Source organism: Phycisphaerae bacterium (assembly GCA_024102815.1).
Lineage (GTDB): Bacteria > Planctomycetota > Phycisphaerae > UBA1845 > UBA1845 > JAGFJJ01.
On sequence record JAGFJJ010000076.1, the window covers coordinates 24,150 to 40,647 of the forward strand.

Annotated in this window: 12 protein-coding genes; 2 read left to right on the forward strand and 10 right to left on the reverse strand. The window is 63.1% G+C overall.

The annotated features are described in order from the left end of the window. Window positions 1-29 precede the first annotated feature (29 nt). The 6 genes from J5J06_18735 to J5J06_18760 all read right to left on the reverse strand — a co-directional run bounded on the left by J5J06_18735 (window position 30) and on the right by J5J06_18760 (window position 5,720). A complete protein-coding gene (locus J5J06_18735) occupies window positions 30-1,100 on the reverse strand; it encodes an NADH:flavin oxidoreductase/NADH oxidase (protein MCO6439131.1) in 1,071 nt (356 codons plus the stop codon). Window positions 1,101-1,225: 125 nt separating this feature from the next. After that, window positions 1,226-2,275 (reverse strand): protein arginine kinase, encoded by a 1,050-nt coding sequence (locus J5J06_18740; protein ID MCO6439132.1) that lies wholly within the window; start codon window positions 2,273-2,275, stop codon window positions 1,226-1,228. After that, complete coding sequence (locus J5J06_18745) at window positions 2,272-2,775, reverse strand: UvrB/UvrC motif-containing protein (GenBank protein ID MCO6439133.1); 504 nt, start codon at window positions 2,773-2,775, stop codon at window positions 2,272-2,274. Before J5J06_18745 ends, J5J06_18740 begins: the two co-directional genes overlap by 4 nt. A gap of 233 nt (window positions 2,776-3,008) precedes the next feature. Continuing rightward, a complete protein-coding gene (locus tag J5J06_18750) occupies window positions 3,009-3,368 on the reverse strand; it encodes a 6-carboxytetrahydropterin synthase (GenBank protein MCO6439134.1) in 360 nt (119 codons plus the stop codon). Window positions 3,369-3,373: 5 nt separating this feature from the next. Then, window positions 3,374-4,666: an insulinase family protein gene (locus J5J06_18755; protein ID MCO6439135.1), complete on the reverse strand. Its 1,293-nt coding sequence runs from the start codon at window positions 4,664-4,666 to the stop codon at window positions 3,374-3,376. Window positions 4,667-4,679: 13 nt separating this feature from the next. Beyond that, complete coding sequence (locus J5J06_18760; protein MCO6439136.1) at window positions 4,680-5,720, reverse strand: DUF1570 domain-containing protein; 1,041 nt, start codon at window positions 5,718-5,720, stop codon at window positions 4,680-4,682. 230 nt (window positions 5,721-5,950) lie between these two features. Between J5J06_18760 and trxB the strand changes: the two genes are divergently transcribed. Both trxB and J5J06_18770 read left to right on the forward strand, forming a co-directional pair. After that, a complete protein-coding gene (gene trxB, locus J5J06_18765; GenBank protein MCO6439137.1) occupies window positions 5,951-6,988 on the forward strand; it encodes a thioredoxin-disulfide reductase in 1,038 nt (345 codons plus the stop codon). Beyond that, a complete protein-coding gene (locus tag J5J06_18770; protein MCO6439138.1) occupies window positions 6,988-7,761 on the forward strand; it encodes a hypothetical protein in 774 nt (257 codons plus the stop codon). Before trxB ends, J5J06_18770 begins: the two co-directional genes overlap by 1 nt. 27 nt (window positions 7,762-7,788) lie before the next feature. Here the strand turns inward: J5J06_18770 and J5J06_18775 are convergent, their stop codons facing one another. The 4 genes from J5J06_18775 to sucD all read right to left on the reverse strand — a co-directional run bounded on the left by J5J06_18775 (window position 7,789) and on the right by sucD (window position 16,369). Continuing rightward, window positions 7,789-8,448, reverse strand: a complete 660-nt coding sequence (locus tag J5J06_18775) for a hypothetical protein (GenBank protein MCO6439139.1) — start codon at window positions 8,446-8,448, stop codon at window positions 7,789-7,791. Continuing rightward, the gene (locus tag J5J06_18780; protein ID MCO6439140.1) at window positions 8,445-13,724 is read right to left on the reverse strand and encodes an ATP-binding cassette domain-containing protein; all 5,280 of its coding nucleotides are present in this window, start codon (window positions 13,722-13,724) and stop codon (window positions 8,445-8,447) included. The genes J5J06_18775 and J5J06_18780 overlap by 4 nt, the downstream gene beginning before the upstream one ends. A 1,090-nt stretch (window positions 13,725-14,814) precedes the next feature. Continuing rightward, complete coding sequence (locus J5J06_18785; protein ID MCO6439141.1) at window positions 14,815-15,228, reverse strand: EVE domain-containing protein; 414 nt, start codon at window positions 15,226-15,228, stop codon at window positions 14,815-14,817. A 253-nt stretch (window positions 15,229-15,481) separates the two neighbouring features. Beyond that, on the reverse strand, window positions 15,482-16,369 hold the full coding sequence (gene sucD, locus J5J06_18790; protein MCO6439142.1) for a succinate--CoA ligase subunit alpha: 888 nt from the start codon (window positions 16,367-16,369) through the stop codon (window positions 15,482-15,484). Window positions 16,370-16,498 lie beyond the last annotated feature (129 nt).

The following is a 16,498-nucleotide window of genomic DNA, read 5'->3' on the forward strand; positions in this document are numbered from 1 at the left end:
CGCGGTGTGAACGGTATTGCCCGCTCGAATTACCTACATGCCCGCGCATATTGAACCGGCATGGGTACTTTGTCCGCCTTGCGCAGCGTGTGGGCGGCATGCCACGGCCAGTACGGATCGCGAAGCATCTCGCGGGCGAGCAGAACGATGTCGGCGCGGCCGTTGCGTATTACCTCATCGGCCTGCATGGGGTCGGTGATCAGGCCGACGGCCGCAGTCGGAATCTCTGCCTGGCGGCGAATGGCCTCGGCGAACGGCACCTGGTAGCTCGCTCCCGCCGGGATGCGGGCCTTGGGCGTTCCCGCGCCGGAGCTGCAGTCGATCAGGTCAACGCCTTCCGCCTTGAGCCTCCTGGCCAGCTCGACGGATTCTTCCAGTGTCCACCCGCCCTCAAACCAGTCCGTACAGGAGAGTCGCACGGCGAGAGGCCGATCCTCCGGCCAGGCTCGTCGAACAAGACGCACGGTCTCCATCGTAAACCGGATTCGATTCTCGAGGCTGCCGCCGTATTCGTCAGTGCGAACGTTGGACAGCGGCGAATGGAAGCTGTGGATCAGGTAGCCGTGGGCGCCGTGAATTTCGAGCAGGCGGTAATCCGCGAGAAGCGCTCTTTCCGTTGCCGAGACGAACGCCGATTGGATCTTCCTGATTTCGTCGATCGTAAGCTCCCGCGGTCGGGGATCGCCGTCGTAGAACGGGATGGGGCTCGGCCCGACACATTCCCAGCCGCCTTGAGATTCTGTCAGCACGCCGTCGCCCTCCCACGGTACGGCCGTGCTCGCCTTTCGACCCGCGTGTGCGAGCTGAATGGCGGGGATCGCGCCGTGTTCGAGGATGAAGCGGTTGATTCGCGCCAGCGGCTCAATCTGCTCGTCGGACCACAGGCCGGCGTCACCCGGAGAAATGCGTCCTCGCGGTTCCACGGCCGTCGCTTCGCAGATGATCAGTCCGGCTCCGCCTATCGCGCGCGATCCGAGGTGCACGAGATGCCAGTCGGTGGCTCTGCCATTCTCCGAGCTGTACTGGCACATCGGCGAAACACCGATGCGGTTACGCATGGTCACACCGCGCAGTGTGAGCGGATCAAGCAGGTTCGGCATTGGTTTCGACCCCTTCATTCATCAGGCAACCGGTGTCCTGTCCGGGCTCCCTGTGTCCCGCTCGCTTAGAATAGCAGGAGGCTTCGCTTCGCGGTACGTTCGGCGGAACCGGCGGTAACAGGGTATTACACGATGTGTTCGCGGATGTAGTTGGCGCGAGCGATGGCGCGCTCGTCGTCACCCAGGGAGCGGCCGTGCAGCTTCTGGAGGTGTGCGGTCTGCGTATTCAGGAACAGTTCATTTAAGGTCTTGATATCGAATTCCGTGAAACGTCCCAGGTGGATCCCCATGCGCAGCGGTGAGAGCAGGCTTTGGGTCTCGTTGCTGGAAATATAGCGGGCGTTCTTCAGGATGCCGTAAGCCCTCCAGATGCGGTCGTCCAGTTGTGCGGGGCCGTGGCGGACGATCGCCTCGCGTGCCGCCCGCTCATACTGGCAAATGCGCGGAATAATCGACTCGGCGAAAGCCTTGATGATTTCTTCCTCCGTCTGCCCCAATGTGACCTGGTTGGAAATCTGGAAGAGGTCTCCCACGGCTTCGGTGCCTTCTCCATATAGACCCCGCACCGCCAGCCGCATGTCTTTGGCGGCCTGCTCCACACGCTCGATGTCCTTCGTCCAACGCAACGCGGGCAGGTGGACCATGACCGAAACGCGGATGCCCGTACCGACATTGGTGGGACAGGCCGTGAGGTAACCAAGCTGCTTATCGAATGCGAATGGCACGCGCTGGCCCAGGGCGTCGTCCAGCGAATTGAGCTCCTCCCAGATGCTGTCGAGTTGCAGCCCGCTGCGCAGACCCTGGATCCGCAGGTGGTCCTCTTCGTTGATCATGACCGCCCTGGTTTCACCGTCGGAGATGCTGACGCCGCGGCTGCCTTCCGCCGCCGCCTGGTGCCGGCTGATGAGGTGCCGCTCTATGAGGAATTGGCGGTCGATCTCATCGGCCTGGTTCACGTCGACCAGCAGCGAGTCGCGCTCGCCGGCGAGACTGCTCAATTCGTCGGTGATGACACGGTACACCTCCGTGCGCTCGCCGGAGTCGGCCGTGCCGAGGAAGCTGAAGTCGGCCAGGTTCCGCGCCAGCCGGATGCGCGAAGAGATGACAATGTCCGTTTCCGGGCCTTCGCCCCGCAGCCACGCCCCCCTGGCGTTGATGAGGTCGTCGAGTGTCATTGCTGTGAAGGGTCGGAAGTTTCCAGGGCCTGGATCTTGTCCCGAAGCCGCGCGGCGTTCTCGTAATCCTCCGCCTCAATCGCGTCCTGGAGTTCGCGGCGAAGCCGGAGGACGCCCGCGAGCCGGTGGGTCGATTCGTCCGCCGTGGGCGGCACCTTGCCGACGTGATGCGTTCCGCCCTGATGCGCCCGCTCGATGAGCGGCATGAGCTGCGCCCGGAAGATGTCGTAATCATGCGGGCAGCCCAGCAGTCCCTTCATGCGAAATTCGCGAAAGGTGATCCCGCAATTGGGACACGTGCGGTCGTCGGCCGCCCCGAGGCCCGTCTTGTGCTTGATGAACTCCTGGAGAATCTGGCTCGTCGTCTGCGGCGACTGCTTGACGATGACGCCCTCCTGCTGGGCGCACTGCTCACAGAGATGCCGGACCTTCTTCTCCGGCACGTCGGTGATGAGCACCGTGGCCTTGGCCTGCTTACAGCGTTGACAGAGCTGCTGCATGATGCATTACCCCGCAGGCGCGATCATCGCCTGCCTAGCCGATTCTAGATTTCCGCATAATCATCGTCAATTCGAAGCGATTCGCTGAAGCCGCGGAATCGCCGCGATTCGCCGGCCGCAGGTGCTTTGTAACCTGTTCACGTTGCGGAACTTCAGCAGGGACGCACGTTTCGAATGGTGACGGCAGACCGAATGTCTGCTTTCCTGATCCCGGTCTGAATTGCGGCAGGGCCTTAGGCCTCGTAAACCGCCACGCAGCCCGGCGCCTCGGTCAGTTCCACGCGTGTTACACCGCGGAACCCCGCCGCCACGAGGGCGTCGAAGACGTGGCGGGCAATCCGCTCGGCCGTGGGGTAGCCCGAGGCAAACGCGGGATGTTCGTTGAGGTCCGTGTGCTGGAGCGGGGCGAGGATCTCGTGCATGGCGACCTGCGCCGCGTGGAAGTCCACGACCATGTCGTTCTCGTCGAGCATCTCGCCGGAGAGATAGGCGCGAACGCGGAAGTCGTGCCCGTGAGGCGGCTCGAGCGTGCCGTCGGGCATACGCACGCGGTGGATGGCACAGAAGGTGGATTCGATGATGACCGTGTACATGGCAATCAGCCCAGGTATTTCTCGATCATACCACGGAAATGCCGGGGAGCACACCGCCAGCTCTTTGACCCAAGTAGAATGAAGCAATTCTCGGGGCGAAAAAGCCGCCGGGCGAAATCCTGGAATTGGTCGCGGGTGAGGTTGAGAACGGCGTCGACTTCCTCGACAAGGTCCTCGCCACGCCCGTCGGAGAAGTAGAATTCAGCCTGTGCAATTCGGCCGGAGAGCCAGCCGGCGTCGTTTATCACCGAGAATAGCCAGTATTGGGCTTGGTCACGCATCGCTTCGAACCAATGTCCGTCAATCCCGTTCTCCTTGATTTGCCTCAGGGTCCCCAAGACCTCGTCTGCAACGACGCGACGTTCTCTGGGTCGAGCATCAGCTTGAACAAAGAGCAGGTTTCCCGCGACGATTCTCGTGAGATTACAGCCTACGTTGTAGACATTCGCTTTCCCATATCGCAATTCTTCAAACAGTCTCGAGGGAGGCGAGAACAATCCTGTGTCGAGATAACCCATCGAGACCCAATCGGCCCCGCGGGGGGCGTCGCTTATGACGAACCCAATGAAGACTCCGTTGGAACCCGCTATGCTTGGGATGCTCCCTACGGCAGGCAGACGGCGCAATGTCTGACTGTTGGGAGCCAATCGTTCTATACCATCGACATTCCACTTCGAAAGCACGCTTGTGACGCGCTGGACCGATACGGCATCAAGTTTTCCGGCCGCGCCCACGACAATGTTTTCCGGGCGGAACGCCGCGGTATCAAAATCAGTGATCCTCTGGCTGTCCAATCTCTCCAAGGAACGACGCGTTCCTCCGCTCGAGGCCAATGAGCCGCTCGTCTCAAAGAGGAACCTTGTCATCGGGTCTCCGGACCATTCGTGGCCTGCCGATCGAATCTCATCAACGATCAGCGCCTTCTCGAGTTCAATGTCATCGCATGCGAACTGCCGGCGTATGAGAATTTCAGCTATCAGCTCCGTCGCAATCTCGAGTCGCTCATGTACCGTGCCGAGTTCAAAATGAATGTTCTCCGGCGTTGTCATCGCATTGGCATGGCCCATCCGCCCGATCGCCTCCGTCATCGCCTTCCGCGTCGGGTACTTTTTCGATGTCGCCATGTGCAGGTGCTCGAGCAGGTGGCTGACGCCGTTGTTCTCCTTTGTCTCGTAGAGGCAGCCGCCGCGGACGATGGCCGTCAAGTGAACCGTCCGGGCATGCGGCACATTGAGCCACGCCAGCCGCAGGCCGTTGGGGAGCTTCTCCACGTGATAGCGGTAGTCTTCCGGATTCATCGCGGGCTCAGGGTCATCGGGGCTCTTCGCGTGCCGTAGGAGACGGCACGCGCTGCAGGTGTGCGAGTTGGATCAGATAGGCGCGATACGCGGCGTCCAAGTTCTCTGGCGGAGCGCCGAAGTACACACGAAGTACCTGTTCTCCATAAGGCCGTTCCGTCAGTCCCGCGTCCGTGACCCGCGCGGCCGAGAGCTTCGCAGAGAATTCGCCGCTCGCAATGTCGTCGATCAAGGCGTGGAACCGCGCCCGCAGCGCCGCGTCCGGCCCATCTTGCAGAAACACCACCAGCGCCCAGACCTGCGCGTAGTAACGCTGAACGGCCGACGCGTCCGCGTCCAGCAGCGCCGTAGCCGCGTCAAGCCGGAGCAGATCGGTCAATGGAAGGACCTGATCGCGACTCAGAATCTCGCGAAGCGTCCCCGCCCGCCACGCGTTGTCTTCGGGCAGGATTCGCGGCTCGGCTCCGGTCACGTCAATCGACTCGAACGTACACGCCAATCCCTCCTCCAGCCACGCGGGCAGGGCGACGTCGAATCGCGTCGCGACGTACTGATGCCAGCCTTCGTGAACCAGTGTCGCCAGCGTCGTGCTGCGATTCCGAAAGAACAGGTAGGACGCATCCCCGACGGTCACGCCGCCGGTGCGGATGCGCGCGTGGACGGCCGCCTGATGCGGAAAGCGCTCCGCCATGAATCGCGCCCATTGCTCCCGGTCCGAGAAGACCATGAACCGCAGCGGAGGTGCCGTGGCCGATCGAGGCGGAAGGAATCGGACGAACGCCGCGTGCGCCGCCTCGGCCACCTCCGCCAAACCGCGCTCGAAGTCCTCGTCGCGCAAGGTGCTGGTGATCTCGACGTTTCCTGACGTCAATCGGCGACCTTCAAGCCCTTCGCCACTCCACGCATAAACGGCAAGGTCCCCGCGGATTCCCGCCCCCGGACTTGCGCACCCTCCAATCGCGCCGGCCAGCACAAGCGAGATCATCGCCAGCGCGGCAATGTCCGCTTTCCCTTTGGCGCCGGATGGGGCGAATTCGAACGTGAGCGGATGCATCAACAGGGCCTCGGCTCGGCAGCGGATGGGTTCATTGGGCGACGATTGTCATCCCGGACTCTCCTCATTACTGGGCGGAGAGTACGCCTACACCCGCCATGTGGTCAAACGTCGCAGCCGCCCCCGTTCTTGGACGCCTTCCGCCGTGTCCACTATCATGTCCCGTTTGTCACCGGGCTCAGAAAACGGCCTGAAACGACCGTCATGCAGCAGGGGAGTGGACACCGAAAATGACCGTCAAGAACGTCGAGAACGTCATCATCATCGGATCGGGACCGGCCGGGTGGACCGCGGCGATCTACGCAGCGCGAGCTAACCTCAACCCTCTGGTCTTCGCCGGGCGACCCAAGACCGTGCCCTCCACCGTCCTCCCCGGCGGGCAGCTCATGATGACCACCGAGGTCGAGAACTACCCCGGTTTCCCCGAGGGCGTCACCGGCCCGAAGATGATGGCCTACTTCGAGCAGCAGGCCGCCCGATTCGGCACGCGCATCGTCACCGACAACGGCCTGAGTCCCGACGTCTCCAACCCCGACGACGGCCACAGCTACTCCTACCACGACTGCCAGCGCGTGGACCTGTCCAAGCGACCGTTCGTCGTCATCGGCGAGGACGACATCGAGTACCAGGCGCATGCCCTCATCATCGCCACGGGGGCGACCGCCAACTGGCTCGGGCTGGAGAACGAGCAGCGCCTGGCGCGATCCGGCGGGGGCGTCAGCGCCTGTGCGGTGTGCGACGGCGCTTTGCCCATCTTCCGCAACAAGGAGCTGGCCGTGGTCGGCGGGGGGGATTCGGCCGTGGAGGAGGCGACCTACCTCACCAAGTTCGCCTCCAAGGTCTACATGATCCACCGCCGCGACAAACTGCGCGCGTCGAAGATCATGGCCCAGCGTGCCCTGGACAACGCCAAGATCGAGGTCCTGTGGAACAAGACCGTGGCCGACGTACTCGGCGACGAGAAGATCAGCGCCGTCCGTCTGCAAGACACCGAATCCGGCGATAAGTCCGACCTGCCCGTTGGCGGGCTTTTCATGGCCATCGGACACACCCCCGCCACCGCGTTTCTCGAGGGGCAGTTGGAACTCGACGCCAAGGGATACGTCAAATTGAAGGACACCTACCGGACAACGACCAGCGTCGAGGGCGTGTTCGCCGCCGGCGACGTGGCCGACAGCGTCTACCGCCAGGCCGTCACCGCCGCCGGCATGGGCTGCAAGGCCGCCATCGACGCCGAACGCTGGCTGGGAGAGAAGGGGATACACTGATGTCACTGCCGCAAGCGAGTTGGGCTGTTCTCCTTTTCCTGGGTGTTCAGACCTCTCTCGCGGGCGACGTGACGATTGAGATCAAACCCAACAAATCGGTCTACTATCTTGGCGAGCCGGTTTTCGTCACGGCTACGGTGACGAATTCGAGCAGCGCCCCGATCAAGCTGATTTACCACAACGCGCCCACGGTCGATCAGCGGATGATATCGGTCGCCGATCTTCGATTCGGTACTGATCCGCAAAAGCTCGAGCATTGGTCGGGCTTGCGGAGGGTCATCTATGAGGTCGGGCCTGCTACATTCGTTTCCGGACAAAGCGCTACACTTGAACTCGTAATGCTCTATACCTCCGAGGGCGCTTTTTACACGGAGGAACCCGGAACCTATTGGATTCAGGGGAGAGCCGTACAACAGGTCGACCGGCTGAACCCGTACATTGAATATCTCACAGAGCCGATTGCGATCCAAGTTCAGGCGCCGCCGGAACGTGATCGTGAGACCTGGGAATGGCTCAAGGCTCACAAAGACGAATACGGCAGACTGATCCAGACGCCTTGGGACGCGGAATTATCGCCTGAATTCCTGGCCCATTGCGATCGTCTGAGCGCCAGATCGACTTCGGTCTACACGCATTGGCTGGCGGAGTATCTCGGTCGCTGGTGGGGGCCACACGGAAACGCTTGGAAGGGGCGGAAATTCAGGGAGATCGCGAAGGCAACGGCAGGTCTCGAGAAAGACCGCAGCGAAGAGTCGGAACCACCGAAGCCGTAAGCGGGTAAAAGCCGAAGGGCCAGGTGCCTACCTACTCAACACCCCTGTCGCCCACGTCGACGGGTCCACATACCAGTTGAGATCGTCGCCCACCGTCAGGAACTGCTGGCCGAAGTCACCATCTTCGAGGATGTAGTAGAACCCGATACGCGGATGCTCGACAGGGTCGAACCCGCTCAGGGCCTCGGCCGGGATGAATCCCTCCAGTGTGTAGCCGGTCTTCGATGTCTTCGCTGCCACGCTGATGACACCCTCGGCGACCGGCGGAGCGTCCTCCCGGGCGCGCTGAATACGATGACTCCCCGCGGCTGGGTCCTTGCCCCGCGATCCGCCACCTGTGGGCAGGAAGTAGAACTGCTGGCAGTAGCGCGTCGCCCGCCGGTTGGAGCGGGCATCGCGCATGTCCGTGCAGATGCGCAGATTGTCCCCGCTCCAGAACGTCGCCGGATCGCAGCGCAGCGGCTTCTTCTTCCCCTCCACGCGACACGCCACGGCCATGCCCGTCTCGTTCCAGCAGGCCCAAACCTCGGCGAATTCGGCCTTTCCGTCCAGCTCGCCGAAGTGCGGCAGAAGCTCCGCGTCGCTCCAGCCGGACACGTCGCCGTCGACACGCGGCAGCTTCGCCCGGTAGCGCAGCGGGAACTCGAAGTCGAACAGAAAGCGATTGGGCACCAGTAACTGGGTCATGCCGAGCGCAGCCTTTCGTCCTCGCGCGGAGCGGTGCACACGCGCCACACGTCCAGAAGCTGTTTCGTGTCGATCTGGTTGAGCGAGCGCACCCAGAACGTCACGCGATCGTAGTCCGGACTCCGCTTGACCTCCGCATCCTCCCCCAGCGACATGATCCGCACCGGCGTCAGCACTTTCGCCGGCGCTCGCAGCTCGACGCGAATCCCCCGGGCCATGTTGGTCACAAGTTTGCCGATCGGCTTGGATTCATTGGGCAGCGCGAACGAACCCGAGACCTTGCTGTTCCAATCGAAGACCAAGGTCCGCTCGAGCGCCTTGAAACACCCCACGAGGGCCATTAGCAGCGACGGCGGCCACTTGGCACGCGTCTTGGGGTTGATCGACTTCTGCGACAAATGCCAGTTGATGCCCTCCGTCTTCCACGGCTGACCGGCGTCGGGGTCTTCGCGGAGCTTGCGCACGTGCGAGAGATACGCCCCGGCCGCGCGGCGCAGGAATGCTCCGACTGTCTTTCTGTTCACGTCCTGGAAATCACGTAGAAACAATCGCACGTCCTGCCAGCCGATGATCCCCCGCCGCAGTCGCGCCCGGTCCCACTGTCCGTAGATGGGCAGGTCGCGGCGCTCGTCGAGCGTCTTGATTCCCAGCTTGCTGACGTCCGATGCCGTAAACGTGTCATTCGGAACTCGGATCGTGATGTCAATCAGGTCGCGTCCGCTGGTGCGAAGATGTGCGAACCAGGGTACGCTGCCCGGCGCCTTGATCTCAACTCGGGTGCGATGGTTCCAGTCCGTCGGCGCAAATCCCTCCACTGACTCCATCGTCTCCACGAGCCAGACCAGCAGCGCCGGATCCCACTGCACCGGCTCGCCCTTGTGATCGACGTGATCGGCCGTGTGCCACGTCCGCCCGTCGCGATCCCAGGGCATACGCACGTCGTCGCCGAGATTGAGCGGTCTCGCGGAGTCCATCGACTCCGCCGCCAGTTGGTTTGCATCGAAAATCTCCCGCGCCGCAACCGGACCGGCTTCGAGAACCGGTGCCAGCGCCTTGCCCGTGTGCGACGCCTTCGTCGCCGCGATCCGCTCCGGCGCTCCCGCGACCACGATCGTGCCGCCGGCGTCGCCCGCTTCCGGACCGAGATCAATCACCCAGTCGGCCGTCTTGATCACGTCAAGATTGTGCTCGATGCAGATGACCGTGTTGCCCAGATCGACCAGTCGGTGCAGCACGCGGAGCAGCTTCTTCAAGTCGTCGAAATGCAATCCCGTCGTGGGCTCATCGAGAATGTACAACGTCTTCCCGGTCGAAGGCCGTCCGAGTTCACCCGCCAGTTTCACGCGTTGCGCCTCGCCGCCGGAAAGCGTCGGCGCCGCCTGCCCGAGTTGCACGTACCCGAGTCCAACGTCATCGAGCGTTTGCAGCATCCGCCGCAGGCGCGGCACGCTCTCGAACAGTTCCAGCGCCTCGTTGACGCGCATATCCAGGACGTCGGCGATGCTCCGCCCGCGATATTGCGCCTCCAGCGTCTCCGTCGTGTAGCGCTTCCCGCGACACACTTCGCACTCCACCCACACGTCGGGCAGGAAGTGCATCTCGATGCATTTCTGCCCCATGCCCTCGCACGCTTCGCAGCGCCCGCCGGGACGATTGAAGCTGAAGCGGTTGGGTGTATACCCGCGAATGCGGCTGACCGGCAGCTTCGCGAAGAGTTCGCGGATCAGGTCGAAAACGCCCGTGTAAGTGGCGGGGTTGCTCGACGGGCTGTTTCCGATCGGCGATTGATCGACGTTGATCACCTTGTCGATGTGCTCGAGCCCGCTGATTCCCTCGTGCCCGCCGGGGACCAGTCGGGCGCGGTGGATCCGCGCCGCCGCTGCATTGTAGAGAATGTCCGAAACGAGCGTGCTCTTGCCGCTGCCGGAGACGCCGGTCACACAAGTGAACCGCCCCAATGGGAAGGGAACATCGATTTCCTGAAGATTGTTCTCGCGGGCACCGCGCACGGTAATCCACTGCACCGCTTCATCACCCGCCGCCGTACGTTTCCCCTTCCCCGTCTTCCGCTTGCGCGATGTGGTGCCCTTGGATTCGGCCGTTGCCGTATCCGCTTCATCCAATGCCACCACGTCCGTTCGCGGCTCGGCCGGAACCACCCGCCGATTCGATGGAACCGCGATCGACTCCCGCGCCGACAGGTACGCCCCGGTCAGCGACTTGCGATCGCGACGCAACTTTCTCGGCGAACCATTCGCGGTGATCTCTCCTCCGAACGTCCCGGCGCCGGGACCGAAGTCCAGCACGTGATCCGCCGAGTCGATCACCTCGCGGTCGTGCTCCACCAGCACCAGCGTGTTGCCCAGGTCGCGGAGCCTGCCCAACGCACGAACCAGCCGGGCGTTGTCGCGGGGATGAAGTCCGATGGTCGGTTCGTCAAGTACGTACAGCACGCCGGTGAGCCCCGTGCCGATCTGTGCGGCGAGCTGGATCCGCTGCGACTCACCACCCGACAGCGTTGCGGCCGAGCGGTGCAGCGACAGGTATTCGAGCCCAACGTCTACCAGGAAGCGCAGCCGCGACGTGATCTCATGCAGGAGCTCGCCGGCAACGTGCCGCTCGCGCGCCGAGAGGCGAAGTCCTTCGATCCAGCGGAGTGCCTCGCCCAGCGACATCGAGCAGACGTTCAGAAGCGTGCGCTCCGCCAGTCGAACGGCCGCGGCATCGGGACGAAGTCGACTTCCACGACACGCTTCGCACGGAACCTCGGTAACGAAATCTTCCAGCCGCTTGCGATATTGCCAACTGATCTGCGTCGCTCGGGCAATCGCAGGGAAGAACCCGCGCCAGCGAAAGCGAACGGCACTCCCGTTGCCCGCAGCGGAACCATCCGTGCGACCGGAACCTCGTCGTCTCTTGTTTCCTTCTTCGGTGGGCGGCTGCACGCTGACCCACGCATCACCCGTGCCGTGCAGCACGGCCAGCCGGTGATTCTCCGCCATCCGGTTCCACGGCGTGTGCAGGTCGAAGCCCGCATGATCGGCCAGCGCGCCGACCAGCGCGTGCAGCTTCGTCCCCGGCGTGAGCGCGCCCCACGCACCAATCGCTCCCGCGGCGATGGACTGCGTCGGATGCACGACAATCGTCGAGGCGCTGGCTCCCTGCTGCACCCCCAGCCCCTCGCACGACTCACACCATCCCAGTGCATTATTGAAAGAGAAGTGGTGGGGCGTCAGTTCCTCGAAGCTGGTGCCACAGGTTTGGCACGATCGATGCTGCGAAAACCGCAATTCGCCTCCCGCGCGATCGTCGGACTCGAGTACGCCGGCGATCATCACGCCCTGACCCACGGCCAGAGCCTGCTCCACGCTGTCCGCCAGCCGCGATGCCTGCTTCTTCCGCACGACGACCCGATCGATAACCAGCTCCACGCGATGCTTTCGACGGCGATCGATCTCGATGGACTGATCGAGCTCGTGTATCGCGCCGTCGATGCGCGCCCGCGCATATCCGTTGGCCCGCTCGCGGCGCAGCAACGCCTCGTACGTCTCCTGCCCCGTGGGTTCCACCGGGGCGAGCAGCAGCACCTTCGTCCCTTCGCCCAGGCCCAGCACACGCTCCACGATCTCGTCGGCCGTCTGCGTGCCCACGGGTTTCTCGCACCGTGGGCAGTGTGGAATACCGATCCGCGCCCAGAGAATCCGCAGGTAGTCGTAGATTTCGGTGATCGTTCCCACCGTCGAACGCGGCGACTTGGTCGCGGTTTTCTGCTCGATGCAGATCGCGGGGGAGAGCCCATGAACGTGTTCCACCTTCGGCGGCTGCATCCGCCCGAGGAACTGCCGTGCGTACGCGCTCAGCGACTCGACATAGCGCCGCTGACCTTCGGCATAGAGTGTGTCCACCGCCAGACTGGTCTTCCCGCTCCCACTCGGCCCGCAGCACACCGTCGTCTTCCCGCGTGGAATCTCCACGGTGATGTCTTTCAGATTGTGCTGCTTCGCCCCGACGACAGTGATTGCATCGCCGCGAATCTTCTGAGCGGCGGGCTTCAGCCCGCGCGAGTCTTCAACGGAGTCTGGCCCACCGCGCATCTTCTGAGCCGCAGGCTTCAGCCTGCGCGAACTCATGTCTTCAAACATCTCCCGCAGCGCCGCACCCGTATGCGACTTCTTCGACTTCGCCACCTGCTCCGGCGTGCCTTCCGCCACGATCCGCCCGCCGCCCGCGCCGCCCTCCGGACCGAGATCGATAATCCAGTCGGCCGTCTTGATCACATCGAGGTTGTGCTCGATCACCAAAACGGTATTTCCCGCATCAACAAACCCGTGCAGCACGGCCAGCAGCTTGCGAATATCCTCGAAGTGCAACCCCGTCGTCGGCTCGTCGAGCACGTACAGCGTTCTTCCCGTGGACCGCTTCACCAGTTCCCGCGCCAGCTTGATCCGTTGCGCCTCCCCACCCGAGAGCGTCGTCGACGACTGCCCCAGCTTCACGTAGTCCAGCCCCACGTCGTGCAGCGTGTGCAGCATGGCCTCGATCTTCGGCACGTTGGCGAAATGCTGGAGCGCCTCCTGCACGTCCATGTCCAGCACGTCCGCGATGTTCTTGCCCTTGAACAGAATCTGGAGCGTCTCGCGGTTGAAGCGTCTGCCCTCGCACACCGGGCACGTCACCCACACGTCGGCCAGGAAGTCCATCGACAGCCGGTTCGAGCCGTTCCCCTCGCACGCCTCGCACCGCCCGCCGCCGTCCGCCCCGCTGGGCACGTTGAAGCTGAACCGCCCCGGCTTGTACCCCCGCACCCGCGAGTCCGGCAGCTTCGCGTACAATGCCCGGATCTCGTCAAACACCTTGATGTACGTCGCCGGGTTCGATCGCGGCGTCCGTCCGATCGGCGTCTGGTCAATGTCGATGATCTTGTCGAGATGCTCGTCCCCCTCGATTCGCTCGTGCGCACCGGGCTGGGCCGTCGTGGCCCCGTTCAGTTCGCGGGAGAGCGCCTCGCGCAGAATGTCGTTCACCAGCGAGCTCTTCCCGCTGCCCGACACCCCCGTTACGCAGACGAATCGCCCCAGCGGAATCGACGCCGTGATGTTCCGCAGGTTGTTCTGCCGCGCCCCGACCACGCTCAACCAGCGCAGACCGTCCCCGTCCCCCGTGCCCGCTGCGCGTTCCGCCGCGATCATCCCTGCCGCGGGGATTGCCCCAGCCGTGGACGCCGACCGTTGTCCCCGGACCGCCTTCTCCCTTTTTTTCTTCTTCCGCTTCCTCACGGACCGGATTGTAGTCAGAGTGCTCGAGGGGTGCATCTCGATGCACCGATCTGGGAATCCAGGCGGGCTACCTCTCGATGCACCAACAAAGGGTCTTCGCCCGGAGGGCGCGCGTTCGTTGCCAGTGACTTTAGTCACTGGTGGGCGGTCGCGTACCGTCGATCTTGATGCCCCAAGCGGAAACGTGACAATGTCCGATCACGCCACGGCCCGTTCGATGGAAGGCCGACGCTGCGGCGCATTCCTTCGCTGCAGTAGCTCATTGCCGTCGGCCATGGAACTTCCGGAGGTGAGCAAGTAGTAATGCCGGGGCAAGACTACTCAGGCGCTTCGTGATGGCTTCTTGGAATGCTCATCATGGCTTCTTTGCAAGGCATCGAAACCTCGCCCTTGTTGTCGCCATAATCGTCGGTTTGTTCTCAAGGTGGGTTTGCCTCTTCTCTTTTCCCATTGAGGACTTCTTGTTCGTCAGCATATATGATCCTATTCTTGCTGCCCTTCCCGTTCTTGGTTTTGCCTCACCTTTGGATGGCGAGTGGCAACTGCTCGGCATGGGGACCTACGATTGGGCCAGTCATCTGACCCATCTTGCAGTCGCAGGTCCATCGGTTGCCCTGGGCATCCTCGTTTTTCATCTTCTGGCTTGTCGCATCGCGCGAACATCGGAGACGCGCTGTGGCCGGTGTGCGTATCGGCTTCACGGCCTGACGACCCCACGATGCCCGGAATGTGGTCACTTCATATGAAACAGGTACTCAGGCTATCTTTCAGTTGCCTCGCTTCGTTGTTACTTGCGGCAATAGCGCACTCCCTCCTCACATGGCCGTATTGGTTTCTTGATATAGATTTCGCGAATTTCTTGCATAGCTATTCGCACATGGATATAGGGCACGATTATTTCCACGCCAACGTGTTGCTGTCTGTCCCGGGCATCGCAGTCGGAGTTATTGCTTATCGAATTCTGGTGGGCGGCTATTACCTTGATGGGCGTACGCGTTGTGGTGCTTGTCGGCGTGTACTCCGCAATCTCAAGGAACCCGCCTGTCCGCACTGTGGACGGTCGTTCTAGCTGTCCTCGCGACGGTCGCGCCTACGCGGAGAATTCCCCCATCTCCGCGAGCGCCTTCCACTCCCTCTCGCTCACCGGCATCACCGACAGCCTCGAATTCCTCACCAGTGCGAACTCGGCGAATCGCTCGTCCTTCTTGATCTCTCCCAGCGACACCGGCCGCGCCACCCGACCCTTCGCCTTCAAATCCACCACCACCGTCCGGTCGTCGTCCGCCTCCGGGTCGATGTACGGATTCGACGCCACCTCCGCCAGCCCCACGATCTGCTTCTTGTCCCCGGTGTGATAGATCAGAACCGCGTCGCCCTTCTGCATCTTCCGCAGGTTGATCAGCGCCTGCGCGTTCCGCACCCCGTCCCATCGCGTTCGCCTCTCCCGCTCCAGATCGGCAAACCCGTACTCCCCCGGATCAGACTTCACCAGCCAGCGATTCATCGATTCACGCTCGATATATCTTCTGAGCTGTGATCCCGTAGGGCACTGCGGTTCGCGTGTCTTCAGACACGCGGTTCGCATGCCTCAACCATCAAACGGCCCGGCATTATTAGGCCCCGTCCGGGTGGCCTATCTCTTCAGAAATGGGGGCGCGATTTCAACGCGCCACAGAGTCACTTCCCCTTCGTGGCTCCGTCGCTTCGTGCCTTCGTGGCTTCTTCCGTCGGGCCCGCCCTTCAGGGAAGGACCGACGCTACCCAATCAACCCCGCCAGCGTCTCCCCGATCTTCGCCGGCGTATCCGCCACGGCCACCCCCGCGTCCTTCAGCGCCTTAACCTTCGACGCCGCCGTCCCCTCGCCCCCGCTGATGATCGCCCCGGCATGCCCCATCCGCTTGCCCGGCGGAGCCGTCTGCCCCGCGATGAACGCCGTCACCGGCTTGGTGATATGCCGCGAGATATGCCGCGCGGCCTCCTCCTCGTCGCTACCCCCGATCTCCCCGATCATGATGATCGCGTCCGTCTGCTCGTCCTTCTCGAAGAAGTCCAGCAGCTCGATGAAATTCAGCCCCTTCACCGGGTCGCCGCCGATGCCGATGCACGTGCTCTGGGCGATGTTCCGCGTCGTGCACTGCCACACCGCCTCGTACGTCAGCGTGCCGCTGCGCGAGATAATCCCCACGGCCTTGTCCCCCTCCGCCCGCGGCTTGTGGATGTACCCCGGCATGATCCCGATCTTGCATTCCCCCGGCGTGATGATACCCGGGCAGTTCGGGCCGATCAGCAGCACCTTCTTCTCGTCCAGAAAGTGCCGGGCGCGAACCATGTCCAGCGTGGGGATGCCCTCCGTAATGAGCACCACCAGCGAGCAACCCGCGTCGGCCGCCTCCATCGCCGCATCCGCCGCGAACGCCGCCGGAACGAAGATCATGGACACGTCCGCCCCCGTGGCCAGCACCGCGTCGTGGCAGTTGTTGAACACCGGCAGCCCATGCTCGGACTTCGTCCCGCCCTTGCCCGGCGTCACCCCGCCGACCATCTTCGTCCCATAGGCCAGACACTGCGCCGTGTGGAACGCCCCGGCCTGCCCGGTGATGCCCTGACAGATGACCTTGGTTTCCCGGTTTACCAGGATGCTCATCGTAGGTCGCCTTTCATGATAATCTGGGTCAACTTCTCGGCCGGGCGAGATCGCCGCCCTTCGCCCAACCGGCCGCAGAGTATGGCACGGGGAAGAGGCGCTGTCGAGAGCAATCCGGCGGGTGGCATG